We start from the raw sequence: 25,444 nt of genomic DNA, 5'->3' as shown, positions 1-25,444 counted from the left end.
CGCAAGGAAGGTCGCGGGGTCAGAAGAATATCAGGGTCGTCAGGACGAACAGCGGCAGCAGGATCGACCCCGACCACAGCATATAGCCAAAGAAGCTTGGCATGCGAATACCGCGCTGCTCGGCAATGGCTTTGACCATGAAGTTCGGCGCATTGCCGATGTACGTGTTTGCTCCCATGAACACTGCCCCCGCCGAGATCGCGGCGAGCGTGGCGGCACCGGAAGTCATCAACGTGGCGGCGTCGCCGCCGGCGGTATTGAAAAACACCAGGTAGGTCGGCGCGTTGTCGAGGAACGACGACAGCAGCCCCGTCGCCCAGAAATACATGTCGTTGTCCGGTGCGCCGTTGGCGCCGGTGACCAGACGCACGACCCAGCCGAGTGCGCCGGCTTCCCCCGCGCGCAGAATGGCCACCACCGGGATGATCGTCAGGAAAATGCCGGCAAACAGCTTGGCGACTTCCTTCATCGGCTCCCAGTTGAATCCGTTGCCTTCGCGAGCGGTGCGCGGCGTCATCGCGAGTGAAATGAGCGTCACCACGATCAACCCGACGTCACGGGCGATGTTCTGAAGCTCGACGTGCGTGCCGAAGACATCGAACGTCACGCCCGGCTTCCACAGGCCGCTCATGAGCACCAACCCGACGGCGGCCGCGAGCAGCACGAAATTGCGCTTGCCTTCGAGACGCAGCGGCGCGGCGTGTGGCGTCGGATCGAGTTCCTCGATGAGACGTTCGCCCTTCTGGCGGAAGTGATACGCATCGATCAGGAAGAACAGCAGCAACAGCGTCACGCAGATGAACAGCGTTTCAGGCCAGATATGGGCCGTCGTCCAGAAGAAGTCGACCCCCTGCAGAAAGCCGAGGAACAACGGCGGATCGCCCAGCGGCGTGAGCGAGCCCCCGGCGTTTGCCACGAGGAAAATGAAGAACACGACCACGTGCACGTTGTGCTTGCGGTTGTCGTTAGCGCGAATCAGCGGGCGAATCAGCAGCATGGCCGCCCCCGTGGTGCCCATGATGCTCGCCAGAATCGTGCCGAGCGTGAGCAATCCGGTGTTGAGCCAGGGACCGCCACGCAGGTTGCCGTGCACACAGATGCCGCCCGCGGTGGTAAACAATGCCGTGAGCAGCACGACGAATGGAATGTACTCGGCGACCACGGCGTGCACCGCGCCATACCACGCGGCCCCGACGCCGAACGCCGCCGCGAACGGTACGAGAAACGCCGCGCCCCAGAACGCCGCGATCTTGCCGAAGTGGTGATGCCAGAACGCGGGCGCAAGCAGCGGCCCGAGTGCGATCGAGAGCAGCAGGCCCGCGAACGGCAGCCCCCACCACGCAACGAGTTGCGCGCCGTCCGGTCCGGCGGCGCGCGCCACCGGGCTCGCCAACATTAGCGCCGTTGCTGCCGACGCACCCCAAATCCCCTTGTGCATTGCTGGTTCCTGTTCATTGAAGATCGACTCGGTACGAGTCGACGCCGGCCCCGGAGTGCCCGAAGCCGCACGAGCTTGGGAAATTTCCCAAACTTAGGCACAACATCGCTGGATGCACCAATCCCGACAGCCCCGGTGGGCTCACGTTAGTCGGTTCGCGCGCCCGTGCAAGCCAACGTTCGCCCGGTCCGCTTCGGCGCGCGGCGCCCGCGCGACCGCCGCCGGCTGCCGGGACAACGACGCCTTCGATCCGGCGTTGCGCTTGCGACGCCGCGCGTCAGGCGCCGTCGACGATGATGACGTGAACGCGGTACGGGCCATGGGCACCCAGCACCAGCGTCTGTTCGATGTCGGCCGTTCGCGACGGGCCGGCGATGAAATTGGTCGCACGCGAGAGCTGTCCGCGCTCGCTTCGCATCAGCGCAAAGCCATCTTCATGACCGGCCACGATGCGCGAGGCCGGCACGATCGCGATGTGGGTCTCGGGCAGCAGCGTTGCCGACGCGAACGTCTCTGGCCCTGACATCATCATCAGCGCGCCGGTCTCGGCGATGGCGCAGAAGCAGCCGGTGACGCCGACCATATCGTCGCCGTGCGGCTTGCGGAATTCCAGCTGACAACCTGCGCCGGCCCAGTCGAGCTCACGCAGCGTCGGCCACGCGACGGCCCGAGTCGCGAGGCCGTTCGCTTGCAGGTAGGTCGCGGCGGCGGCGGGAACGTCCTGCATGGCGGGCACGCGCGCAATCGTGGTGGATAGCGCTTCGGCCTTCGCGATGAAGGTGGCAACGAGGTCGCCCGTCATGGCCGGGCGCGGTCCTTGCGGATGCCGCGCGAGGTAGTCTTCGGCGTCCGCCTGCTCGTTCGCACGGGCGACATCGGGACGATGCTGAGCGTTGCGAATGCGGGCAAAGATGCGATTGCGGGCGTCGGAGGTATCCATGGTCTGTCCTGTGAAGCCGACGCGTCGGACTGCTGCCGATGTCGTCGCCTGTCGTCTCTCGGGGTGTCTCTTGTCATCGCGAGGCCGCCGGCATCGAAGCCGGCGGGCGATGCGCAATTATAGCGGTTGCCCTCGGGCGAACGACCTGCGTTCGCGAACAATCGGAAGGGTCTGCACCCCGCGTCGGAACCGGCCGGGCCGACCTTCCACGCCCGCCGCCACACGCGTCGTCATTTCCGCCAGTCATTTCCGCCTTCACATCGCGGCGAACCCCCTTCGGCGCCCCGGTCGTATCCGCCGTGCCGTCAGGCGCCGGCTTCCGGCATGGGTGCGATCTCGAAGACCTGACGCAGATAGGCTAGGTAGGCGTCGTCCTCGCACATGTTCTTGCCCGGCGAGTCCGACAGTTTCGCCACAGGCTGGCCGTTGCAGCGCACCATCTTGATGACGATCTGCAACGGCTGATAGCCGAGATCGTTGGTCAGGTTCGTGCCCACACCGAACGCGAGCTTGCAACGATCGCGAAAACGCTCGAAGAGCTGCAGGACCTTCGGAATGTCGAGACCGTCCGAGAAGATCATCGTCTTGGTGCGCGCATCGACACGATTCTGCGCGTAGTGCTCGAGCAGGCGTTCGCCCCACGCGAACGGATCGCCGGAATCGTGCCGCGCCCCGTCGAAAAGCTTGCAGAAATACATATCGAAATCGCGCAGGAACGCCGACATGCCGTAGACGTCCGAGAGTGCGATGCCCAGGTCGCCGCGATACTCCTTCGCCCAGGTCTCGAAGCCGAAGATCTGCGAGTCGCGAAGACGCGGCCCCAGCGCCTGGCATGCCTGCAGATACTCGTGCGCCATGGTACCCAGCGGCGTAAGTCCGTGCTTGAGCGCGTAGTACACGTTGCTCGTTCCCGCGAACTGTTCGCCCAGCTCGTCTCGCAGCCTGAGAATCACCTCCTCGTGCCACTCCTTCGAGAAGCGGCGCCGCGTGCCATAGTCGGCGATCTTGCAGTCACGATAGTCCACGCGCTCGGCGAGCATGCAGATCTTGTCCCTGAGACGCTGACGCCCCTCCTGATAGGCCGGTGTGCGCTGCGTATTGCGGAAATACACCTCGTTGACGATGGCCAGCACCGGAATCTCGAACAGGATCGTGTGCAGCCAGGGCCCCCGGATCGCGATGTCGATCTCGCCGTTGCCCTTCGGCGACGGCTGCACCGTGATGTACTTCTCGTTGAGATGAAACAGGTCGAGAAAGTCGATGAAGTCGCTCTTGATGAAGCGCATGCCTGCGAGGTAGCGCAGCTCGGACTCGGTGAAGCGCAGGCCGCAAAGCAAGCGGATCTCGTCGCGAATCTCGTCGACGTACGGCGTGAGGTCGACGCCTTCGGTGCGGCACTTGAAGCGGTATTCGACCTGCGCGGCCGGGAAGTGATGCAGGACGACCTGCATCATCGTGAACTTGTAGAGATCGGTATCGAGCAGCGACGTGATGATCATGACGACAGGCCCCGAAGGGAGCACGCACGTGAGAGCAGCGAGCGCCGACGCTCGGATGAGCGACGGCGCGCGGGGAAACAACGAACATCGTACCGCAAAGCGGCGTCACGCATGACGTTGCGCCGTCCCGGGACTGCCCGCCGCGCCACGCACGGGCGGCCTTTCCGGTCTCGCACCCGCGACGTCGGGCTGCGTTACAATATGCGTTTTAACGGCCAATCGAAGCCGTTTCGCGCCCTACTCTGGAGTTGGCATGACGCACGTTGTCACCGAAAACTGCATCAAATGTAAATACACCGACTGTGTGGACGTTTGCCCTGTGGATTGCTTCCGCGAAGGCCCGAACTTCCTCGCCATCGATCCGGACGAGTGCATCGACTGCGCCGTTTGCGTGGCCGAATGCCCGGTGAATGCCATTTATGCCGAAGAGGACGTGCCGGGCGATCAACAGGCGTTCATCGCGCTGAACGCGGAACTCTCGCCGAACTGGCCCAGCATTACCAAGACGAAGCCTTCGCTGCCCGACGCGGACAACTGGAAGGACGTTACCGACAAGCTCCATCTGCTCGAGCGCTAAGCCGCGAGCGATAGTGGCGAATGTCGCTCGGCGGATGCAGAAAAAATGCGCCCTGAGTGTTGACAGTGTGCGAAAGCCGCCTCTATAATCGCTTTCTCTTTTGATCCCCGATAGCTCAGTTGGTAGAGCGCCGGACTGTTAATCCGTAGGTCCCTGGTTCGAGCCCAGGTCGGGGAGCCAAGAATACCGAAGCGATGGCCTCGCGCACGCGGGGCCTTTGTTTTAGTCGATGCATCGTGACAGCGATGCGCGACACCCAGTTTGATCCTCGATAGCTCAGTCGGTAGAGCGCCGGACTGTTAATCCGTAGGTCCCTGGTTCGAGCCCAGGTCGAGGAGCCAAAACACAGAAAGGCCCGTCTATGACGGGCCTTTTTTGTTTCTCGCCGCCGATGTCCGGCCGCCGCATCCCGACCCGACATTCGAAAGCCGGCTTTCACGCCCGCCCCCCCCCCGTCCGTCGCCCCGACTCACCGCCTTCCCCGGGCGGCGCAAACCAAAACGGGGCGCCGTCACCGGCGCCCCGCTCAGTCTGCTTTCTCGACGCTCACCGCGTCTTGCCGCGAACTCACTCGCTGGCCGGCGCTCCGATCGCGACCGACGGGCTCGCCACGGTCTGCGTCTCGTTGTTCACGCTTTCGATCCAGCGGCGGCGCATCGGTGCGAGCACGAACTTCGCCGCCACCGCTGCCGTGATGCTGATCACCGCTGCCGCGATGAACACACGATCCCAGTGGCCGCCCACTGCCAGCACCGACGCCAGCGGCACCAGCAATGCGGCAGTGCCCTTGGCGGTGTAGAGCGTACCCGCGTTCGACGCTGCATTCTTGCTACCGAAGGTGTCCGCGCACAGCGCCGGGAAGATCGAGAAGATTTCGCCCCAGCAAAGGAAGGTCATCGCGGCGAAGAACACAAACATGTACGGGTTCTGACCGAAGTGCATCAGGCCGAGCATCGCCACGCCTTCCCCCAGGAAGATGATGAACATGGCGTTCTCGCGACCGATCTTGTCCGACACGAAACCGCACAGCGGACGCGTAAAGCCGTTGCACAGGTTGTCGATCGACAGCGTCATCGTGAGCAGCGGCAGCGTTGCACCGAAGAGCGTCATCGGCATCGACGCGATGCCATAGTCCTTCGCGATCGGACCGATCTGTGCCGTCGCCATCAGGCCACCGGCGGCGACCGCCACGAAGCACACATAGATCACCCAGAACACCGGCGTGCGAACCATCTGTCCCGAGGTGTAGTCCACCTTCGTCGCCAGATTGCGGCGCGACGCCGTCAGGCCCTTCGGCACACGCGGCTTGACCAGCAGCAGTGCGAGGATGAAGATCGCCACGCCCTGGATGATGCCGAAGTTGAAGAACGCGGCCTCGTAGCCCGACTGGCGAATCATGTTCGCGATCGGAATCACCGTGATCGCCGCGCCGGCGCCGAAGCCGGCGGCCGTCAGACCCGCCGCCAGACCGCGCTTGTCCGGGAACCACTTCAGCGCGTTACCGACGCAAGTACCGTACACGCAACCCGCACCGATACCGGCGATGACGGCCGCCGTGTAAAGCACCGTCAGCGTCTGCGCGTAGGAGTACAGGACCCACGACAGCGCCACGCAGATTGCGCCGCCCGCCACCACGGGCCGCGGGCCGAAGCGGTCGACCAGCCAGCCCTCGATCGGCACGAGCCACGTTTCCACCACGATGAAGATCGAGAAAGCCACCTGGATGGCTGCGATGCCCCACTGATGCTTGGCCTGCATCGGCTCGACGAACAACGTCCACGAATACTGCAAATTGGCCACAAGGCCCATACAGATGATGCCGATCACCAGTTGTGACCAGCGCCCTCCCAGAAAAGAGGTCTTCTCCTCCGGTTGCGCAGTTGCTTGCATGACTTGCCTCCTGTTCCTGTCAGACGATTGACGACGGCCCGCGATTCGTAGTGCGGTGCCCGACGTCATCGCGCGCCCCGTGCATCGGCACGTATGGCACGCCTCCTGGCGTTACTTGCGGCTCATGCTTGGCCGCTTGATCGCGGAACGCAGCCTGGCGGCGCGCTCGCAGGGCTTGAGCCCCGGCTGACTGACTATCGAAAGCGTCAAAGGACACTTCCGGCCCCCACTTCGGCGCGGCGACGCGGGCTTTTCCAAGCCCGCGCCGGCAAGTTGCCGGCTGCCGAAGGGTGACAAATGAAACGACTTCGAGTGCGGACCAGCTTGTGATGCCGAAAGGTCATGGTCGATGCCTTCCGTCCCATCGCAAGCCGCGCCCTCTCACTCAGGCGAGCGCGCCGCGCGGACGCGTAATCGCCAGATCGCCTGCCCGCGACGGGCGGCAGGGAGATGAGACACACCGCGAGTCCCGGGCGACTTCCCCGGAGGATCGCGGCGTATGCGTCAGGGCAGTCCGTGCAGATGTAGTCATCCACACACACTGCCCGAAAGGAAAGACTGGTTTACCCAATTGCCGTCTCCGATGAACCTGCCAATCCAGCCCTCGACCCTTGATTTCCAAGCCGTCCGTTCGGGCTGTTTCGGCACTTTGAATCTGATATACAAGATTCAATATATCGAATTAAGTATTTTTTATGGTTCCAAAATTAGTCGATGGCCGGATGGCTGTCAACCCGAGAGCGTCGGCAAGCGGTGCGCGTGCCACCCCCATCAATGCCCCGGACAAACCGCGTATGGTCGGCGTCGGAATGGCGGTAAACGTACGGAATTCAAGCGTTTGCGTCGTACGGCACCCGCTTGCGACGGGGTGTTCAATCGTCAGGCCACCCCTTCGGTGCCCATGCAAGCTCAGGGAAAACGATGACATTTTCGGCGCTCGTCAATCGCGCTCGAACGCGGGAGCGAGGCCTGCACGGCCGAAAGGAGGAAGGCGCGGAGGGCGGAGGCGTGGGACGTGAATGTCGCGGAAGTGCTGAGGGTCGAGGGAAGCCGCATCGCGCGCGAATCCCCGGGAGCAGGCGAGCCCGAGCGAACCGGCCTGCGGTGCCCGGCAGTCGCCTGCCCTCGGGCAGGACAGGCGACGTCGACGCGTCGGTAATGACACGTGGACCGCGGACTCGCACGAACTCAATCCGGCGCAACGTCGCCTGAGTTGGTGCGGATAAAAGCGAGGTGTTCGCGCAGCGAACGTTGCGCGCTGTCGGCGTCGTGCGAAGCCACGGCACTGAAGATGCGGCGATGCTGGTCGATCAGTTCCGCCAGATCGGCCCCGTGGCCGACGATCGCCCGGTAATTGTCGACGACCGAACCGCGCAACAGCTCGAAAATCGCGTGCATCAGATGCACCAGCACGAGATTGTGCGTCGCTTCGGCCAGTGCAAGGTGGAAATGCGCATCGAGTTCCGGCACACGGGTGAGCAGTGTCTGGCCGCGCGCATCGCCCTCGCCGTCCAGGCCGTCGCGCCCCGCCGCATACGCCGCCTCCAGCGCTTCGAGCGCCTGTGCGAGACGCGCGATGTCCTCGGGCGTCGCACGCTGTGCCGCCAGCTCCACGGCCTTGGCCTCGAGTACCTCGCGCATCTCCAGCACGTCGTCGACCGTCTTGGTGTGGCGCGACATCAACTGCGAAAGCGGCTCGGCGAGCAACGGCTGGCTGGCGTTCGCCACCAGATATCCGCCCCCGGCCCGTCCGACGATCAACCCGCGGGACTCGAGCCGCAGCAGCGCCTCGCGCAACGAGGGGCGCGACACGCCCATCTGTTGCGCCAGATCGCGCTCGGACGGCAATGCCGAGCCCGGCGCAAGCCGGCCTTCGACCACCATTGTCTCCAGTTGCTCGTACACCATGTCGGAGAGCCGCAGGCGCGGCGGCGGCGTGACCGGGGCGAATCCTGCGGCGGTGCCCGGCGATTCACCGGCGGAAAGAGATGACATAGACGGAGAAGGCTCGTTGGACGGCATGTCGGCTTCGGTTCTCGACGAAATTCACAGATGCCACGATACAGGATGCCGACGTGCCAGGGGCGCCCGTCCGGCCAGGGAAACGACCCGACCGGAGGAATTCCCTTTTAGCAAGGGTTAACCCTGTAGTCGGAATCAGATCATTCCCTATACGATAACGTCATCAGATTACTGGTCGACCAGTCTACCAGTAGACCATATAAAATTCATCACACCTCAACGATCGTCCGAGAGCAAGCCTGATGGCATCGAATGCGTCGCCCTATTCTCCCCACTCGTCGGCCGCGACGGGTGCCGAACCGCAGCGTTCACCAGGTCCCGACGTGGTGGCCGTGCCGCCCCCGGAGCCGAACGAACCCGTATTCGCGCCGGTGGACGAGCTCACGCGGGCCAGGCGCCTCGCCGCATTGCGTGCGGCCGCGCCCGATGCCCTGTGGTTGACTGATCGCGAACAGATCACCCCCTACGAGTGCGACGGGCTGGCGGCCTATCGCAAGCTGCCCCTGGCCGTGGTGCTGCCTGCCGACGAAGATCAGGTGTGCCGCATCCTGCGGGCATGCCACGAACACAAGGTGCCGGTCGTTCCGCGCGGCGCCGGCACGGGCCTGTCGGGCGGCGCCATGCCGATCACCGACGGCATCGTGCTGTCGCTGGCGAAGTTCAAGCGCATTCTCGAAGTCGACCCCTACGCCCGCACCGCCACCGTTCAGCCCGGCGTGCGCAATCTCGCCGTCTCTGAGGCGGCGGCCCCGTACGGTCTGTATTACGCACCGGACCCGTCTTCCCAGATCGCCTGCACCATCGGCGGCAACGTTTCGGAAAATTCCGGTGGCGTGCATTGCCTGAAATATGGCCTGACGGTTCACAACGTGCTGCGTGTGCGCGCCGTGACAATGGACGGCGAGGTCGTCGAATTCGGCTCGCACGCGCTCGACGCACCGGGTCTGGACCTGCTGTCCGTGTTCATCGGCAGCGAGGGCATGTTCTGCGTCGTCACGGAAGTCACGGTGAAACTCGTGCCGAAGCCGCAGGTGCAGCAAGTCATCATGGCGAGTTTCGACGATGTCGAAGCGGGCGGAAATGCCGTGGCCGCGATCATCGCCGCGGGCATCATCCCGGCAGGTCTGGAGATGATGGACAAGCCCGCGACGCAGGCCGTGGAAGAATTCGTTCACGCGGGCTACGACCTCGACGCCGCGGCCATCCTGCTGTGCGAGTCTGACGGCACCCCTGAAGAGGTCGCTGAGGAAATTGCGCGCGTCTCGGCGGTGCTGCGCGCCTCGGGCGCGACGCGCATTCAGGTCTCGACCTCCGAGGCCGAGCGTCTGCGTTTCTGGTCGGGGCGCAAGAACGCCTTTCCCGCCGCCGGGCGCATCTCGCCCGACTACTACTGCATGGACGGCACCATCCCGCGCCGCACGATCGGCACGTTGCTCAAGCGCATCGAAGCCATGGAAGTGCAATACGGTCTGCGCTGCATCAACGTCTTTCACGCCGGCGACGGCAACATGCACCCGCTGATTCTCTTCAACGGCAACGATCTCGACGAGTGGCACCGCGCCGAAGCCTTCGGCAGCGACATTCTCGAGGCGTGCGTCGAACTCGGCGGCACGGTGACCGGCGAGCACGGCGTAGGCATCGAGAAGATCAATTCGATGTGCGTACAGTTCTCGCCGGAGGAACGCGACGCCTTCTTTGCCGTGAAGCGCGCCTTCGATCCGGCCGGCCTGCTCAACGCCGACAAGGCGATTCCGACACGCGCGCGCTGCGCCGAGTACGGCAAGATGCACGTGCGCGGCGGACTGTTGCCTCACCCCGAACTGCCGAGGTTCTGATGTCGCAAGTCCCCCACGTACCTCACATACCTCACGCACCTCACGTGCCTCAGGTCCCTGAAGCCCCCCGGGCGCCCGCATCGCGCACCGCGGCGCCCCTTCCGATGCAAGCCGCCGCGCAGGCGCTTGCGGCCATCCGCGAGCGAGTCCTTGCGGCCACGTCGAGCGGGACACCGCTGGACATTCGCGGCGGCAACACCAAGCGCTGGTACGGCCAGGCCCCATCGGGCGAGGCGCTCGACATGCGCGCCTATCGCGGCATCGTCTCGTACGATCCGGCCGAACTGGTCATTACCGCGCGTGCCGGCACGCCGCTCGCCGAGATCGAGGCGGCGCTGGCCGAACGGGGCCAGATACTGCCGTTCGAGCCACCGCACTTCGGCCCGCACGCCACCCTGGGCGGCTGCATCGCCGCCGGTCTGGCCGGCCCGCGGCGCCCGCACGTGGGGGCGCCGCGCGATTTCGTCCTCGGCGCCGTGGTGATGAATGGCCGGGGCGAGGTGCTGCATTTCGGCGGACAAGTCATGAAGAACGTGGCGGGTTACGACGTCTCGCGCGTACTCGCCGGATCGCTCGGCACACTGGGCGTGCTCCTCGAACTGTCCATCAAGGTCCTGCCCTGCCCCGTGGCCGAGGCCACGTTGCGCTTCGCGATGACGCAGGCGCAGGCGATCGAACAACTCAATCGCTGGGGCGGCCAGCCGTTGCCGCTCATGGGCTCGGCGTGGCACGACGGTATGTTGAGCGTGCGTCTGGGTGGCGCCGCGGCCGCGATTGCCGCGGCACGCGCCGCCATGGGCGGCGAGCCGCTCGACGCGATCGCGGCGCATGGCTTCTGGCAGTCGCTGCGCGAGCAGACACATTCGTTCTTCTCGGCGGCGCCGGTCGCCGGTGACGGCCAGCCGCTGTGGCGACTGTCGGTGCCGCCGACCACGCCGCCGCTGGTGCATGGCGACGAGCAACTGATCGAATGGGGCGGCGCGCAGCGATGGTGGATCACGCCGCGCGACGCCGCCGAAGTCCGCGCGATTGCCGCAGCCGCGGGCGGTCATGCTACGCTGTTTCGCCATGGCGACAAGTCGGCAGGGGTGTTCACCCCACCACCGGCCGCGTTGCACGCTATCGGCGAACGATTGCAGCAAGCTTTCGACCCGAGCCGCATCTTCAACCGCCATCGGCTGTATTGCTAAAGAAGACGATGCAAACGAACCTCGCAGAATTCCTCCGTCAGACCCCGGATGGCGACGAAGCCGAAGCCATTCTCCGCAAGTGTGTGCATTGCGGATTCTGTACCGCGACCTGCCCGACATATCAATTGCTGGGCGATGAACTGGACGGCCCGCGCGGTCGCATCTACCTCATCAAGCAAATGGTCGAAGGCCAGGGCGTGACGCGCGAGACCCAGCGCCACCTGGACCGGTGCCTGACCTGCCGCAGTTGTGAATCGACGTGTCCGTCGGGGGTGCAGTACGGACGTCTGGCCGACATCGGCCGTCGTCATGTCGACGCGCAAGTGGGCCGACCGGCCGGGGAACGCGCCCTGCGCTGGACGCTCGCACGCGTGCTGCCCAACCGCGCCCTGTTCACACCGGCACTGCGTCTGGGCCAGCAGTTCCGCACCTTGCTGCCGCGCTCGCTGCGCGAGAAGGTGCCCCATCGGCAGCGCTCCGGCAGTTGGCCGCAGGGCAAGCACGCCCGACGCATGCTCATGCTCGAGGGCTGCGTGCAGCCGGGCATGCTGCCCAACGTCAACAAGGCCACCGCGCGGGTCATGGACGCGCTCGGCATCGAGATGATCCGCCCCGCGTCGGCCGGCTGCTGCGGTGCCATCCGCCTGCACCTGAACTATCACGACGACGGTCTCGACGACGTGCGCCGCAACATCGACGCCTGGTGGCCCGACATCGAAGCCGGCGCCGAGGCGATCGTGATCAATGCGTCCGGTTGCGGCGCGACCGTCAAGGAATACGGCCATCTGCTCCGACACGATCCGAAGTATGCGGGCAAGGCGCAACGCGTCGCCGAACTCGCGCGCGATTTGTCCGAAGTGCTCCTCGACAACCTCGAAGCCCTCCAGCGCCGCGTCCCGAATCGCAAGCTTGGCAAGATCGCGTACCATCCGCCGTGCACACTGCAACACGGCCAGCAACTCAAGGGCGTGGTGGAGAAGGTGCTCGCCGGCGTGGGCGTGAACGTGGTGCTGCCGCAGGACAGCCATATCTGCTGTGGCTCGGCAGGCACCTATTCGGTGACGCAGCCCGCGTTGTCCCATCAGTTGCGCGATGCCAAGTGGAAGTCGCTCGACGCCCTGGCGCCGGAGCTGGTCGTCTCGGCCAACGTCGGATGCATCTGTCACCTGCAGGCGACCGCCAAGGGCGAGCATGCACGCGATCATGCGCCGGTCCAGCACTGGATCGAGCTGCTCGACCGCATGATCGCAACGGCATAGGCCCCCGGGTCGCAGGCCGCACCTCGCGACGGACACGCACGCCTTCCGTGGCGTCCGCGTTCGTCGCGGATATTATCCCGACATGCGGGACAATCAATCCCTCATCCCCTCGTTTATCTGAACGATGACGCTCCCTAGAATCGGGGTTGTGTCGGCGATCCGCCGGATTGCCGAGCCCACGCTTCCCCCGATTTCCCTTCCGGAGCCTGTCATGATCGATACGAAAACCGCCCCGTACGCCGCGCTGTTGCTGCGTGTCTCGCTGGGTATCCTCTTCCTCGCGCACCTCTCGCTCAAGGTGTTCGTGTTCACCGTTCCCGGCTTCGTCGGCTTCATGGGCTCGCTGGGCCTGCCGCCGGTCGTCGCCTATGCGACCATGGCGCTGGAGTTCGTCGGCGGCCTGATGCTGATCACCGGCTTTTACGCCCGCTGGGCCGCTCTGCCCCTGGCCGCACTGATGCTCGGCACCATCGTCTCGGTGCATGGGCACAATGGCTGGATGTTCGCCAACAAGGGCGGTGGCTGGGAGTTCCCCGCGTTCTGGCTCGTCGCGTTGCTCGTCGTGGCCCTGCTGGGTGACGGCGCCTTCGCGATCCGTCGCGCGCGCACTGCCTGAACGACGGCGGCGGCGGCGAAGCCATCTTCGCCGCCCGTATTGCCGTTAATGCTGTTATTGCCGTACTTGCCGGAGTGATTGCCATGTCTGCCCTTCCCACCCTCTTCGTCTCTCACGGCTCGCCGCTGCTCGCGGTCGATCCGGGCCGCACCGGCCCGTTGTTGACGGCGTTGGGACGTGCGGTGCCGCGTCCGAAGGAGATTCTCGTGATCTCCCCGCACTGGTCGACACCGACGCCGCGCGTGGGCAGTCTCGCGCAACAACGCACGATCCACGACTTCGGCGGTTTCCCTCGCGAACTCTACGCACTGGAGTATCCGGCGGCCGGCGCGCCCGCGCTGGCCGGGCGTACGGTGCAATTGCTGCGCGACGCCGGATTGCCCGCATCCACCGACGACCAATGGGGGCTCGATCACGGCGCCTGGGTGCCGCTGCGCTACCTTTACCCCGATGCGGACGTACCGGTCACGCAGTTGTCCTTGCAACGGCACATGGGTCCCGAATACCAGTATCAGCTCGGGCAGCGCCTCGCGCCGCTCGCGCGCGAAGGTGTCTTGATCGTGGCGTCGGGCAGCTTCACGCACAACCTGCACGAGGTGTTCCGTGCGCCGTCGGAAGATCGTGCCGAAGCACCGTATCTGTCGGAGTTCGTCGCCTGGTTCACGTCGCATCTCGCCGCCATGGATCTCGACGCCCTGTTCGACTATCGGGCGCGCGCCCCGCATGCCGAGCGCGCGCATCCGACGGACGAGCATCTGTTACCGCTCTACATTGCGCTGGGTGCGGCCGACAATGCCGCGCAACAAACGCACTTCGACACGGGCTCGACCTACGGCGCACTGCGCATGGACGCCTTCGCATTCGGCGATGCCGCCCCGTCGCTCGCGGACGTGAGCGCGCTGGCACAATAGCGGCATCGACGCCGATAGCGGAGCCCTGCGGGGGATGGACGGACGACGAGGGAACGGTGGTTCCCTCGCTCGCTCCGCCGTCGCCCGCGAGCGCGTCCGGCGGCCCCCCGCCCATCCCATTCCGAGGAGCCTGTACCCGGCATGAACAAACTTCGCGAGATCGAGTGCTTCATCGCCGTCGTCGAATCGGGCAGCTTCGTGAAAGCCGCGGTCACGCTCGGCATCTCGAAGACAGCGATCTCGCGCTACGTCGCCGATCTCGAGGCGCGCCTCGGCACGCGTCTGCTCCAGCGCACCACGCGCCGGCTGTCGCTCACCGAGCCCGGGCAACGATACGTCGAGCGCTGTCGCCAGATCCTCGCGGAACTCGACGAAGCGGATGCCATGGCAGGCGAGCAGGACGGGCAACCGGCCGGGCCGCTGCGTATCAACGCGCCACACACGTTCGGCGTGCTGCATCTCGCGCCGCTCTGGCCGACTTTTCTCGCACGGCACCCGCAGGTCTCGCTCGACATCACGCTCAGTGACCGCCTCGTGGATATCGTCGACGAGGGCTTCGATCTGGCGATCCGGATCACGCGGCTGCCCGACTCGTCGCTGGTGCACCGCCGGCTGGCCGGAACCCGGATGGTGCTGTGCGCGTCCCCCGATTATCTGGGGCGGCATGGCATCCCCCAGCATCCCAGTGAGCTGGCGCATCACGAGACCGTGGGCTACAGCTACTTTTCCCATCGACGCGAGTGGCGTTTCGACGGCCCCGACGGGCCCGTCTCGGTACGCACACATGCGCGATTGATCGCCGACAACGGCGACACCTGCCTGGCGGCCGCCGTGGCCGGCGCGGGCATCATCCTGCAACCGGCGTTTCTGGTGCAGGACGCCCTGCGCGATGGCCAACTCGTCGAATTCCTGCCCGAATACACGCAGGGCGAGACGGGCATCTACGTGGTGTATCCCACGCGCAAATACCTGAGCGCCAAGGTCCGCGTGCTCATCGACTTCCTTGTCGAGGCGTTTGCCATGCCCGGCTGGCGGGCGCTCGACGAGAACGCGCGCACCACGAATCTTCCTGCATCCGCCGCGAAAGCCCCCTGAATGGCCGGTCAACGGCCGACAAAACACCAGAACTTCACGGAAAATTATGACGCCGGGCAAATGTCACTTATACTGACGGGCCTGTTGTCCCATTACTGATATTTTGGAAAACTTCTTACTGATCGTCGCTGCGATCCTGCTCGTGTTGCTCAACGGCTTCTTCGTGGCGGCGGAATTCGGCCTCGTCAAACTGCGCCAGACGCGCGTTCATGTCATTGCCCGCCAACGCGGTTGGCGCGGCCGTATCCTGGCCAAGGTGCACGGCCAGCTCGACACCTACCTCTCCGCGTGCCAACTCGGCATCACCCTCGCGTCGCTCGGTCTGGGCTGGATCGGTGAACCCGCATTCGCCCGCGTGCTTACACCGCTGTTCGCCGCACTGGGCATCAGCTCGCCGGAATTGATTCACGGGCTGGCGTTCTTCATCGCCTTCTTCACGATTTCGTATCTGCACATCGTCGTGGGCGAACTCGCACCGAAATCGATGGCGTTGCGCATGCCCGAAGCGATTTCGATATGGACGGCCGCACCGCTGTATGGCTTCTACTGGTTGATGTTCCCCGCGATCTGGGTGCTCAACCACAGCGCCAACCGCCTGCTGCGCTGGACCGGACTCGATCCGTCGCACGGTACCGACGCGCATTATTCGGCCGACGAAATCAAGTTGATCGTGCGCCGGGGCGCCACGAGTGAAAAGCTCTCGCGCGATGACTGGAACGTGGTCGCCTATGCCATCGACTTCAGCGATCTGACCGTGTCCGACCTGATGCGTCCGATGAGCGAAGTCGCGGCATTTCACCGCGACGCGACGTTCGCGCAGAACATGGATACGGCCTATCGTCACCGCTATAGCCGCTATCCGTTCTTCGATAACGACGGCGAGACGGTACTAGGCGTCGTTCACCTGAAGGATCTGTTCCTCGCCGAACACCACGGCCAGTCCATCGACGACCTCGGCAGCATGGCCCGCCCGGTCGAACGCGTGAAGCCTGACATGCCCGCGCGCGAGCTCTTCAGCCGCTTTCGCCGAGGCGCGCCCCACTTCGCGATCGTCGGATGGCCCGACCAGAAGCCGATCGGCTTTCTGACGCTCGACAACCTGCTGTCCGCACTGGTCGGCAAGATCCGCGACGAATTCCGTCAGACCGAAGACGACTGGACGCGCATGGAAGACGGTACGCTCATCGGCCGCGGCAGCCTGCCGATCCTCACGCTGGAGCGCGCCCTGGGCCTGGAGATTCCCAGCGAGCATGCGGAATCCGTCGGCGGACTGATCATGAACGCGCTGGGTTACTTGCCTCGTGAGGGTCAGAAGGTCGACTTCGACGGCTTCTCCGTCGTCGTGAAGAAGATGCAGGGCCCACGCATCGTGCTGGTGCGCGTCTACCCCGACGGGGTACGCGAAGCGCGCGGCGAATCGCCGCACGCGACCATGCAGCACCACGAGCACTGAGCGGCTTGACCTTCGCTGGCCGCTGACGGCACGGTCGGCGCGAGCTACGCAATGGAAACGAATAAGGGCGGCCTCAGGGCCGCCCTTTGGGTGCAATGCGTCGAGACACGCATGCCGGGAAACGTCAGCCGCGCGCGAACGCCTTGCGGTTGAGTTCGAGTTGCGTGATGAGCTTCTGCAGGCGCGACTCTGCCGCGCGCGACAGGGCGATGAAGCGGCACCCGATGTGATACTCGACGTCCTTGGCGAGCGGCACACTGCGAATCGCGCACACTTCGAGGTCGACCGGCACGGTACCGTAATCGCGCAATTCGATCTCGGCCTGCATGAGCATCGACCCCTTGGGGATCTCGGCAGCCACTTCCGCCTTGGTGCGCAGCCCTACGCCGCCGAGCGACAGGTCGAACACCGACAGGCGCATCGGCGTGTCATCCGGGAATTTGACCGTGCACTGGTACGGATCGAGGATCGGGGTCTTCACGCGGAAGTTGTCGCGTCGCTGCAGACGCACGAGCGTCTCGGGATACGACGAATAGAACGCCGGATAGCCTTCGTACTCGCGCTCTTCCACATCGCCGATGGGAAAGTGCACCTGAATCCCCTCGGGCACGCCGACGAACAATGCGCGCTTGTTCGCGAGCAGCGCCCGGTTCTCCGACTCCACACCGCCCCAGTCGAAATAGAATCCGCGCGCCTGCGGCTCCACCTTGAGCAATCGCGTGACGAGCTGACGCTGGCCGTTGGCGAAGTACACCGTCATGAAATCGCCGCGCGTCGCCAGATGACGTAGCACACCGCCGATTTCCAGCGGATTGCTGATGCGATACGAGTCGTGCAGTTGAGACTCGTCGTCCGTGGGCGCCGGTGTCACCTGCGGTTCTGTCGTTTCCATACCTGATCTTTTATTTGTTCCCGTGACGGCTGCCTTGCGGCGCGGACCGTACGAATGTAAGCCTTTGCGAAACGCGCTACCTCGCTACTGCGCCATGCCTCGGGTCGTGGACGGGGTCATGGGCGTGGTCAACGACGTTCACGGACGTTCACGGACGTTAACGGTCGCCGGCCGGAAATATTGAGCATCACTGCGGCGCACGAACCTACTGCTCCCCGTGCCGTGCGCCCCGCTCAGGCGTGTCTCCACGCCCGTAGTTGCCCCGACGACTCAGCGGTGAACCGCTGCCATCAAGGCGCCAAACCCCATGAACACCCCGCCGCTGATGCGGTTGAACGCCTTGAGCACGCGCGCCTCGCGCAGGTAGGGTGCGATGCGAAGGCCGCCGGTCGCGTACACCAGGTACCAACTCACCTCGATCACGGCGAACGTGCCGAGCAGAATCGAGAACTGTGGCAGCTTGGCGGCCGTCGGATCGATGAACTGCGGCAGGAACGCGGCGGCGAAGAGAATGGCCTTCGGGTTGCTGCCGGCAACGAGGAAACCCGCCTTGAAGAGCTTGCCGAAACTCGACTCGGTGGCCAGCGGCGCCCGGAGCCGGGCGGCGGCCTCATTCGTGTCGACCGGCGAGCGCCAGCTCTTGTAGCCGAGATAGACGAGATAGGCGGCGCCAATGTAGCGCAGCGTGTCGAACAGCATCGGCCATGCCTTGAGCACGGCACCGAGACCGGCGGCCGAAATCGACATCATCGCGATGAGTGCGGTCATGCAACCTGCCATCGTGCCAAGCGACGGCCGCAGCCCATGGCGCGCACCGTGCGTCATGACGAGCAGCATGTTCGGACCCGGCGTCGCGGAGACGAAAAAAACGGTGACGACATACAGCCACCAGGTTTGCAGGCTCATGATTGCCTCGAAAGAATGCCGACGGAAATTCGATCTGGCATTGTAGCGTCGAACCGCGACGGTGACATGGTTCGCGTGCACCTCCCGCTGCCACGGCGCGGCCGGGCTGCGCGATGGGCGCGACCGGAAAACAAACAGGCCCGATGACTTTCGTCATCGGGCCTGTCTATCGCGGGATTCCGCCTCGCCCGAAGGGCTGGCGCGGTATCACGTGAATGCGAGCAAGACGCTTACAGCGGCTTGATGTTCGCGGCTTGCTTGCCCTTCGGGCCAACCTTGACCTCGAACGACACGCGTTGGTTCTCTTGCAGCGACTTGAAGCCGTCAACCTTCACTTCCGAGAAGTGAGCGAACAGGTCCTCACCGCCGGCGTCCGGGGTGATGAAGCCGAAGCCCTTTGCGTCGTTGAACCACTTAACAATACCGGTTTCCATGTTTTTTCCTAATAAAACAATAGCCTGGGATCGGAATGACCCCGTCCAGCGCTGACAATCAAGGGAAAATGAAGGACTAGAAACCAGCGAGAAGCAGGAAAACTACGTCGGACAACAACTTCGCGGCTTGACAATCTGCAGTTCGTTTTATACGTGGCCCGCTCGCGCTTGTCAACAGGAGAAATACCGCAAATTAAGTAACAATTTTCCCAATTGACGGGGAATTTGGACGCTCATCGGTGGTCCGACCCCGCGTCGCTGCCCGTACAATGGGCGTTTTGTTCCGCGCCTATGCCGTTGTCGCGCGTCTGGCCCGCGTTTTGTGCTGTCCGAAGGCGTTTTCGGGGGTTTTTCCCCTCTTTCTCCGTTCCCGGATCCAGCGCTGTTTTCCTTGACGCCCTCGCTGCCACGTTGCGCCCTCGCCATTGGGCCTCTCACCTGCCTACGGATGGAGCCTAACCGCCTCAAGCGATCCAATCGATCGCAATCTGCAGTCCCGACGACAAGCCAATCCCGCTGGCTCGCCCGTTGCCGCACGCACACGCTCAGTCTGACCGTCTGTCTGACGCTCGCCGCCTGTGCCGGTTCGCCGACCTATGGCCCGGTACCCGCGGGCAGCTATCGCGTCCAGTCGGGCGACACGCTTTACGGCATTGCCCGCGCGAACAACACGAGCACGGCCAATCTGGTGCGCTGGAACGGGTTGACCGATCCGGACAAGATCGAGGTCGGTCAGGTGCTGCGCGTCGTGCCGCCCGCGGGCGCGAACGCCGCGGCCGGTGCGCCTGCCACGGCCGCGGCGTCGAGCGGCAGTACGTCGCCCTCGACCGCCCGGCCGCGCCCGCAGACCAAGCCAGCGGCTCGCCCGGCGCCCGCGCCGGCCGCGCCACGCGTCGCCACGAACAAGATCCCGATGATCTGGCCCGCCGACGGTCCGGTGCTCGCCAACTTCAACGGCAGCAGTAACAAGGGCGTGGACATCGGCGGGCGGCCGGGCGACAAGATCTACGCCGCCGCCGCGGGCAAGGTGGTCTACGCCGGCAACGGTTTACGCGGATACGGCAACCTGGTGATGATCCAGCATGAGAACGGCTATCTGACCGCCTATGCCCATAACCGGGCGATTCTGGTCAAGGAAAGCCAGTCGGTGAGCAAGGGCCAGACGATTGCGGAGATGGGCGACACCGATTCGCACGGCACGGTGAAGCTGCATTTCGAAGTGCGTCAGAAGGGCACGCCGTTCAACCCGAGAGACTTCCTGCCATCGCGTTGACCCGCGTGACGTCATGATGGCAAAACGGCAAGGCGCAATGCCTTGCCGTTCTTTTGTTGCGCGCGGCGCAACGCCGTCCCGCAGGCCTTGCCTCCCCCCGCGTTCAGGCGGATGCGAGAAATCCCTGCGACAGTCCGTTGGCCCGGGCGTCGCGCCATTCCCGATGCGCCCGCGGATCGGTCCACACGAGCAGATGCAGCGCCGCGAGACCGCGCGGGTCGTTGAGCAATTCCCACTTCTGCGTGTTGGTCAGACGGGTGGGCCCCTTGAGCAACGCCGTCTCCACGCGCCCGGCGCGCAAGGCGCCGCGCTTGGCGTCGTCGCGGGTCGGCGCCACGCTCGACGCGACCAGCGCGTTGGCCATGGGATCGACCACGGCGTCGACGAAGTCGACATGCTTGCCCGCCTCGTCCGTGTACTTCTCCGTCATGCGCAGTTCCTTGGGCGGCCACGACTCTTCGGGAATCAGGAACAGGCGGGCGCGCTTGAGCGCGCGTCCGAGCGACACTCGGCTCGAGAACACGGACACCGGAATCGAGATCATCATCGAACCGACGATCGGCATGAGCCACCAGATGAAGTCCGGATTGAGCCAGTAGACGACCGCCCCCCAGCCCATACCGATGACGGTTTGCAGACCGTGGCGACGAATCGCCTCACCCCAGTGCGTTTCGGCGTCCTCGCGCGGCGGCGACTTCCACTGGATGGCAATGCCGGTAAGCGCCGCGAGCACGAATTGGGTGTGAAAGAGCATCCGCACGGGCGCGAGCAGGGCCGAGAACACCATCTCGATGAACATGCTCACGGTCACGGCAAACCAGCCGCCGAAGCGCTTCGCGCCTTTCACCCAGATCAGCAGCACGGCCAGGATCTTCGGCAGGAAGAGCAGTGTTGCCGTCGCCGAGAACAAGGCCAGCGCGCGCTCCGGGTGCCATTCCGGCCAGACCGGAAACAGCTGGCGAGGCGCCGTGAAGTATTCGGGCACCACGAGGGTGTGCTTGGCGAGCAGGCACGTCGAGAGAATCAGGAAGATGAACCATAGCGGCGCGGACACATACGCCATGGCGCCCGTGACGAACACCGCGCGATGCACGGGGTGCATGCCTTCGGCGAGGAACAGCCGGAAGTTCATCAGATTACCCTGGCACCAGCGGCGGTCGCGCTTGAGCTCGTCGAGCAGGTTCGGCGGCATTTCCTCGTAGCTGCCGGGCAGGTCGTAGGCGATCCACACGCCCCAGCCCGCACGTCGCATGAGCGCGGCTTCGACGAAGTCGTGCGAGAGAATCGCACCGGACATCGCGCCCTTGCCGGGCAATGGGGCGAGCGCGCAATGGTCCATGAAAGGCTTCAGGCGAATGATCGCGTTGTGCCCCCAGTAATGGGATTCGCCCAGTTGCCAGTAGTGCAGGCCGGCGGTGAAGAGCGGACCGTAGACGCGGCCGGCAAACTGTTGGAGGCGCGCATAGAACGTTTCGCGACCGGCCGCGAGCGGCGCGGTCTGGATCAGGCCGGCGCCCGGATGGGATTCCATCATGCGCACGAGCTTGGTCAGGCATTCGCCGCTCATCACACTGTCGGCATCGAGCACGATCATGTAGCGGTAGTTGCTGCCCCAGCGACGGCAGAAGTCGTCGAGGTTGCCGCTCTTGCGCTTCACACGCCGTTGGCGGCGGCGGTAGAAGATGCGTCCGAACCCGCCGACTTCGCGGCACAACGCCTGCCAGGCGTCGACTTCCGCGGTGCAGTTGTCCGCCTCGTTGGAGTCGGACAGGATGAAGAAGTCGAAGCGATCGAGCGAGTCGGTCTTGGCGAGCGACTCGTAGGTCGCGCGCAAACCGGCGAACACGCGACCGACGTCTTCGTTGCAGATCGGCATGACGATCGCCGTGCGCGCATCGGGCGCGATCGGCGCATCGCCGGCGGCCATCTTCGAGATCATGTGACGCTCGCCGCCGAACAGCAGGACGAAGAAGCCGAAGACGGCCGTCCAGAAGCCGGCCGACACCCACCCGAAGAGCAGCACGAACAGCACGAGCACGGCGAATTCGAGCGGATCGGCGCCATGGTAGGGCAACACGGATGCCATGAAGTGCGTGGCGAGTGCGGTCTGCGCGATCATCAGCGCGAGCAGCATCCAGCGGCGGCGGCGGCCGGCCTGCGACCATTTCCCCTTGGGGTCGGGCGCGTCGCGCACGAGTGGATCGGGGTCTTCGCGGCCGATGAGCTTGCGCCACAGGCGAGCGAGCGGATTGAGCGACCATTCGCGCGGAATGAGGGATGCGCGACGCACGGGCGGTGCGATGCGCAGCGTCTGCACGCCGCGCACTTCGTTCAGGCCGGCCGCGCTCGCCAGCGAACCGCCTTCGGCCAGGGCAAGACGCGCGGGCTGCGAGTCGAGCACGGCCGCGCTGTCGGATTCGATCTCGGCGAGGTCGTGCGGGTGCCACGCGGCGGTTGCCACGTGGGCATCGGTCACCGTGGCGCCCTGGCTCGAATTGCCGGCGTCGCCCTCGGGCGAGCCCACCATGGGTGTCGCATGCGCGGGGTCGACGTCCGGCGCCGCGTCGCTCGCGGGGTGCGTCAGGCGCGCGGCGAGCAAGCGCTGCAAGCGCGTCAGAACGTCGAGCGAATCGCCGCCGTCGCGCTTCGCCTGGGCGAGCAGCGCGCGACGCTTTTCAGCGGGCAGGGGCAACCGGTCGATGTACAACTCGTCGACCGGAATGTCGGAGCGGTCGCTCACTCGGGGGGTAACAGGTAGCTCCACGTTTCGGATAGGGTATTGCTGCCGTTGCGCAGGTAGGCGCGCATTTCGACGGGTTTCTCGGAATCGAGGCGGCGCATGCGCAGCATGACGCGATAGCCTCCCGTGACGTCATTGCGCTGCGTCTGCACTTCGAGGATCTTGCCATTGCCGTCGATGGACACATTCCCTTCGACCTTGGCGTCTTCCGGCAGTTTCTTGAGCGCCGGGCCTTCGAAATCGAGCGCGAACAGCAGACTGTCGTCTGGTTTTCCCCGGTAGCCATGGCCGCGACGGCTTTGCGACACCCACGCCATCGGCGGGCGCTTGTCGTTATCCTTTTGCCACGACAGTCGGTATTCGAGCGAATACGGCTGTTTGGGCTTGGGCGGCGCATCGGGTACCCAGTACGCCACGATGTTGTCGTTGGTTTCGTCCGGCGTGGGAATCTGCACGAGTTCGACGCGGCCTTGTCCCCACTTGCCCTTGGGTTCGACCCAGGCGCTCGGACGCGACTCGTAGTGGTCCTCGAGGTCCTGGTAGTCGCTGAAGTCGCGATCGCGCTGCATGAGCCCGAACCCCGCCGGGTTGGACAAGGCGAACGAGGAGACCAGCAGGCGCTTGGGATTGACGAGGGGACGCCAGATCCATTCGCCGGTGCCGGACTGGATGGACAGGCCGTCGGAGTCGTGCACTTCGGGGCGATAGTCGGGCACGGCGGCCGGTTGGTTCTCGCCGAAGAAGAACATGCTGGTGAGCGGCGCAATGCCGAGCTTGGTGACGTTCTCGCGCAGGAACAGTTCGGCCTTGACGTCGACGGTGGTGTCGACGCCGGGTCGCAGCGTGAAGCGATAGGCGCCACTGGCGCGCGGCGAATCGAGCAGCGCGTAGATGGTCAGTTCCTTGGCGCCCGGCGCGGGCCGCTGGATCCAGAATTCGGTGAACCGCGGAAACTCCTCGCCGGAGTTCAGCGCGGTGTCGAGCGCGAGGCCACGTGCCGACAGGCCGTAGGTCTGGTTCTTGCCCAGCGCGCGGAAGTAGCTCGCGCCGAGGAACACCATCACTTCGTCCTTGTATTTGGGCGCGTTGACCGGGTAGTGAATGCGAAAGCCCGCAAAGCCGAGACCCTTGAGCTGCTTCGGGTCGACCTTGAGCGCGCCGAACTCGAACATGTCGGGGCTGTAGCGCACTTCGCGCACGGCGTTGCCGACCACTTCGTTGATCTTGACCGGCCGGTCGTAGTACGAGCCTTCGTGGAAGAACATCAACTCGAACGGCAGTTTCTGCGCGCGCCAAAGTGCCTTTTCAGGCTTGAAGCGGATGTTGCGGTACCGGTCGTACGAGAGGTTCTGAAGCTCCTTGGGGAGGTTCGGATCCTTGGGCTTGTACCGATTGTTCGCCAGCGTGCGCGCCTGTTTGGCGACGTCGTCGAACGAGAAGGCATGGGCGGCGCCGGAGCACAACGCGCAAATGCCGAGCGCGCCGGCAAGCGCCAGGCGCAGGACACGGCGGGATATCACGCGGAAACTCGCGGTGGACAGGAATTCCATCGGCAGTGAGGAGTGGCATGTAATGCGCGTGCTGACCGCAGCCAGCGTGCGCCGAACGCGCAATTTTACCCGTTCATTTCCCGATTGACTAAAGGCGCATCGGCAAAACCTTCGAAGCAGGCACTCACATTACCCCGATCGTCAGCTATGACGGCACTTCACGGCGGTCATAAATTTGTGACTATTTGTGACTAACGGACATTTCGAAAGGATTTCTTTTCCTTTTTTGCCGGATTCCCGCCATTCAACCGCCATTTTCGCGTCATTCCTGCAGCATTCCGGAGCGATTCGGATAATTACCACCAAATTATCATGATGTTATAACGTGAGTGTCATGCATCGGCCGGACCCGCATTTTTCGTCGCTCCCTGCGCCGCCCCCTGCTTCAGCGACTGGCCACGGCCAGCAATCCCCCCAACGCCATGAGCGCCCCGCCAATGGTCCGGCGAACCGCCCGCTGGCGACGCACCATCGCCGCCCGCATCCATCCCGCCGAAACGCCCAACGCGACCAGACTGAACCATGCCCAATGCGCCAGCGACATGAACACCCCATACGCCAACCCCAACCCCCAACCCGCCCCGGGATGGATAACCTGCGTGAACGTACTCACCACAAACAACGTGGTCTTCGGATTCAACACGTTCGTGAAAAACCCCGTGCGCACCGCCACCATCGCCTTCCCCCGAAACCGGCGTCCACCTCCGCAGTCCGCGCGCTGCAATCCCCCACCCGATACCACGCCCCCCGTCGACTCGCCCTCCCGCACCACATCAACCACCAGCGACCGATCCCGCAAGGTCCGCCAACCGATGTACACCAGGTACGCCGCCCCCACCCACTTGATCACCCCAAACATCCACGGCACCCGCGCGATCAATATCCCCACCCCCACCAACGTGTAAAACACATGCACCTGCACGC

The 25,444-nt window shown here is 64.6% G+C and carries 20 protein-coding genes and 2 tRNA genes; 11 read left to right on the top strand and 11 right to left on the bottom strand.

Features of this window, described 5'->3' with window-relative positions:
* Nucleotides 1-19: 19 nt before the first annotated feature.
* From W930_RS0118730 to pncB, 3 genes are all read right to left on the bottom strand, one after another.
* Nucleotides 20-1,438 carry a sodium:proton antiporter gene (locus W930_RS0118730; protein ID WP_023872218.1) on the bottom strand — a complete coding sequence of 473 codons (1,419 nt, stop codon included), beginning with the start codon at nucleotides 1,436-1,438 and terminating at the stop codon, nucleotides 20-22.
* A 277-nt stretch (nucleotides 1,439-1,715) separates the two neighbouring features.
* Nucleotides 1,716-2,378 (bottom strand): lactate utilization protein C, encoded by a 663-nt coding sequence (locus tag W930_RS0118725; RefSeq protein ID WP_023594393.1) that lies wholly within the window; start codon nucleotides 2,376-2,378, stop codon nucleotides 1,716-1,718.
* Nucleotides 2,379-2,683: 305 nt separating this feature from the next.
* Complete coding sequence (gene pncB, locus W930_RS0118720) at nucleotides 2,684-3,877, bottom strand: nicotinate phosphoribosyltransferase (protein ID WP_023594392.1); 1,194 nt, start codon at nucleotides 3,875-3,877, stop codon at nucleotides 2,684-2,686.
* A gap of 253 nt (nucleotides 3,878-4,130) precedes the next feature.
* Between pncB and fdxA the strand changes: the two genes are divergently transcribed.
* From fdxA to W930_RS0118705, 3 genes are all read left to right on the top strand, one after another.
* Nucleotides 4,131-4,454, top strand: coding sequence for a ferredoxin FdxA (gene fdxA / locus W930_RS0118715; protein WP_023594391.1), 324 nt, complete (start codon nucleotides 4,131-4,133; stop codon nucleotides 4,452-4,454).
* A gap of 104 nt (nucleotides 4,455-4,558) precedes the next feature.
* Nucleotides 4,559-4,634: transfer RNA gene (locus W930_RS0118710), tRNA-Asn, on the top strand.
* Between the two features lie 85 nt (nucleotides 4,635-4,719).
* Nucleotides 4,720-4,795: transfer RNA gene (locus W930_RS0118705), tRNA-Asn, on the top strand.
* A 226-nt stretch (nucleotides 4,796-5,021) separates the two neighbouring features.
* Here the strand turns inward: W930_RS0118705 and oxlT are convergent.
* Both oxlT and W930_RS0118690 read right to left on the bottom strand, forming a co-directional pair.
* Nucleotides 5,022-6,344: an oxalate/formate MFS antiporter gene (gene oxlT, locus W930_RS0118700; RefSeq protein ID WP_023594390.1), complete on the bottom strand. Its 1,323-nt coding sequence runs from the start codon at nucleotides 6,342-6,344 to the stop codon at nucleotides 5,022-5,024.
* Between the two features lie 1,188 nt (nucleotides 6,345-7,532).
* Complete coding sequence (locus tag W930_RS0118690) at nucleotides 7,533-8,339, bottom strand: FadR/GntR family transcriptional regulator (protein ID WP_023594388.1); 807 nt, start codon at nucleotides 8,337-8,339, stop codon at nucleotides 7,533-7,535.
* 269 nt (nucleotides 8,340-8,608) lie between these two features.
* Here W930_RS0118690 and W930_RS0118685 point away from each other — a divergent pair, with 269 nt between their 5' ends.
* The 7 genes from W930_RS0118685 to W930_RS0118655 all read left to right on the top strand — a co-directional run bounded on the left by W930_RS0118685 (nucleotide 8,609) and on the right by W930_RS0118655 (nucleotide 16,725).
* Entirely contained in the window at nucleotides 8,609-10,201 is a 1,593-nt protein-coding gene (locus W930_RS0118685; protein ID WP_023872219.1) for an FAD-linked oxidase C-terminal domain-containing protein, read from the top strand.
* Between the two features lie 104 nt (nucleotides 10,202-10,305).
* A complete protein-coding gene (gene glcE / locus W930_RS0118680; RefSeq protein WP_023872220.1) occupies nucleotides 10,306-11,391 on the top strand; it encodes a glycolate oxidase subunit GlcE in 1,086 nt (361 codons plus the stop codon).
* Nucleotides 11,392-11,399: 8 nt separating this feature from the next.
* The gene (glcF, locus tag W930_RS0118675) at nucleotides 11,400-12,650 is read left to right on the top strand and encodes a glycolate oxidase subunit GlcF (protein WP_023872221.1); all 1,251 of its coding nucleotides are present in this window, start codon (nucleotides 11,400-11,402) and stop codon (nucleotides 12,648-12,650) included.
* A 211-nt stretch (nucleotides 12,651-12,861) separates the two neighbouring features.
* Nucleotides 12,862-13,266, top strand: coding sequence for a DoxX family protein (locus tag W930_RS0118670; RefSeq protein WP_023594384.1), 405 nt, complete (start codon nucleotides 12,862-12,864; stop codon nucleotides 13,264-13,266).
* 83 nt (nucleotides 13,267-13,349) lie between these two features.
* The gene (locus tag W930_RS0118665) at nucleotides 13,350-14,177 is read left to right on the top strand and encodes a dioxygenase (RefSeq protein ID WP_023872222.1); all 828 of its coding nucleotides are present in this window, start codon (nucleotides 13,350-13,352) and stop codon (nucleotides 14,175-14,177) included.
* Between the two features lie 141 nt (nucleotides 14,178-14,318).
* Nucleotides 14,319-15,272 carry a LysR family transcriptional regulator gene (locus W930_RS28115; RefSeq protein WP_023594382.1) on the top strand — a complete coding sequence of 318 codons (954 nt, stop codon included), beginning with the start codon at nucleotides 14,319-14,321 and terminating at the stop codon, nucleotides 15,270-15,272.
* A gap of 103 nt (nucleotides 15,273-15,375) precedes the next feature.
* Nucleotides 15,376-16,725, top strand: a complete 1,350-nt coding sequence (locus W930_RS0118655; protein ID WP_023594381.1) for a hemolysin family protein — start codon at nucleotides 15,376-15,378, stop codon at nucleotides 16,723-16,725.
* A gap of 124 nt (nucleotides 16,726-16,849) precedes the next feature.
* Here W930_RS0118655 and W930_RS0118650 read toward each other — a convergent pair whose 3' ends face one another.
* The 3 genes from W930_RS0118650 to W930_RS0118635 all read right to left on the bottom strand — a co-directional run bounded on the left by W930_RS0118650 (nucleotide 16,850) and on the right by W930_RS0118635 (nucleotide 18,957).
* Nucleotides 16,850-17,617, bottom strand: coding sequence for a flagellar brake protein (locus tag W930_RS0118650; RefSeq protein ID WP_023594380.1), 768 nt, complete (start codon nucleotides 17,615-17,617; stop codon nucleotides 16,850-16,852).
* Between the two features lie 270 nt (nucleotides 17,618-17,887).
* Nucleotides 17,888-18,523, bottom strand: a complete 636-nt coding sequence (locus tag W930_RS0118645; protein ID WP_023594379.1) for a LysE family translocator — start codon at nucleotides 18,521-18,523, stop codon at nucleotides 17,888-17,890.
* Nucleotides 18,524-18,753: 230 nt separating this feature from the next.
* Nucleotides 18,754-18,957 carry a cold-shock protein gene (locus W930_RS0118635; protein WP_023594378.1) on the bottom strand — a complete coding sequence of 68 codons (204 nt, stop codon included), beginning with the start codon at nucleotides 18,955-18,957 and terminating at the stop codon, nucleotides 18,754-18,756.
* A gap of 448 nt (nucleotides 18,958-19,405) precedes the next feature.
* Here W930_RS0118635 and W930_RS0118630 point away from each other — a divergent pair, with 448 nt between their 5' ends.
* Nucleotides 19,406-20,230 carry a peptidoglycan DD-metalloendopeptidase family protein gene (locus tag W930_RS0118630; RefSeq protein WP_023872223.1) on the top strand — a complete coding sequence of 275 codons (825 nt, stop codon included), beginning with the start codon at nucleotides 19,406-19,408 and terminating at the stop codon, nucleotides 20,228-20,230.
* A 103-nt stretch (nucleotides 20,231-20,333) separates the two neighbouring features.
* Here the strand turns inward: W930_RS0118630 and mdoH are convergent, their stop codons facing one another.
* From mdoH to W930_RS0118615, 3 genes are all read right to left on the bottom strand, one after another.
* Nucleotides 20,334-22,829 (bottom strand): glucans biosynthesis glucosyltransferase MdoH, encoded by a 2,496-nt coding sequence (gene mdoH / locus W930_RS28110; protein WP_369798678.1) that lies wholly within the window; start codon nucleotides 22,827-22,829, stop codon nucleotides 20,334-20,336.
* A gap of 137 nt (nucleotides 22,830-22,966) precedes the next feature.
* Entirely contained in the window at nucleotides 22,967-24,520 is a 1,554-nt protein-coding gene (locus W930_RS0118620; protein WP_023594375.1) for a glucan biosynthesis protein G, read from the bottom strand.
* 385 nt (nucleotides 24,521-24,905) lie between these two features.
* A partial coding sequence (locus W930_RS0118615) for a LysE family translocator (RefSeq protein ID WP_028731235.1) occupies nucleotides 24,906-25,444 on the bottom strand: 539 nt, incomplete at its 5' end.

The sequence above is a fragment of the Pandoraea sp. E26 genome, assembly GCF_000681415.1.
GTDB lineage: Bacteria > Pseudomonadota > Gammaproteobacteria > Burkholderiales > Burkholderiaceae > Pandoraea > Pandoraea pnomenusa.
The sequence above is the reverse complement of the archived record's forward strand: the minus strand, read 5'-3'. Positions and strand labels throughout refer to the sequence as shown.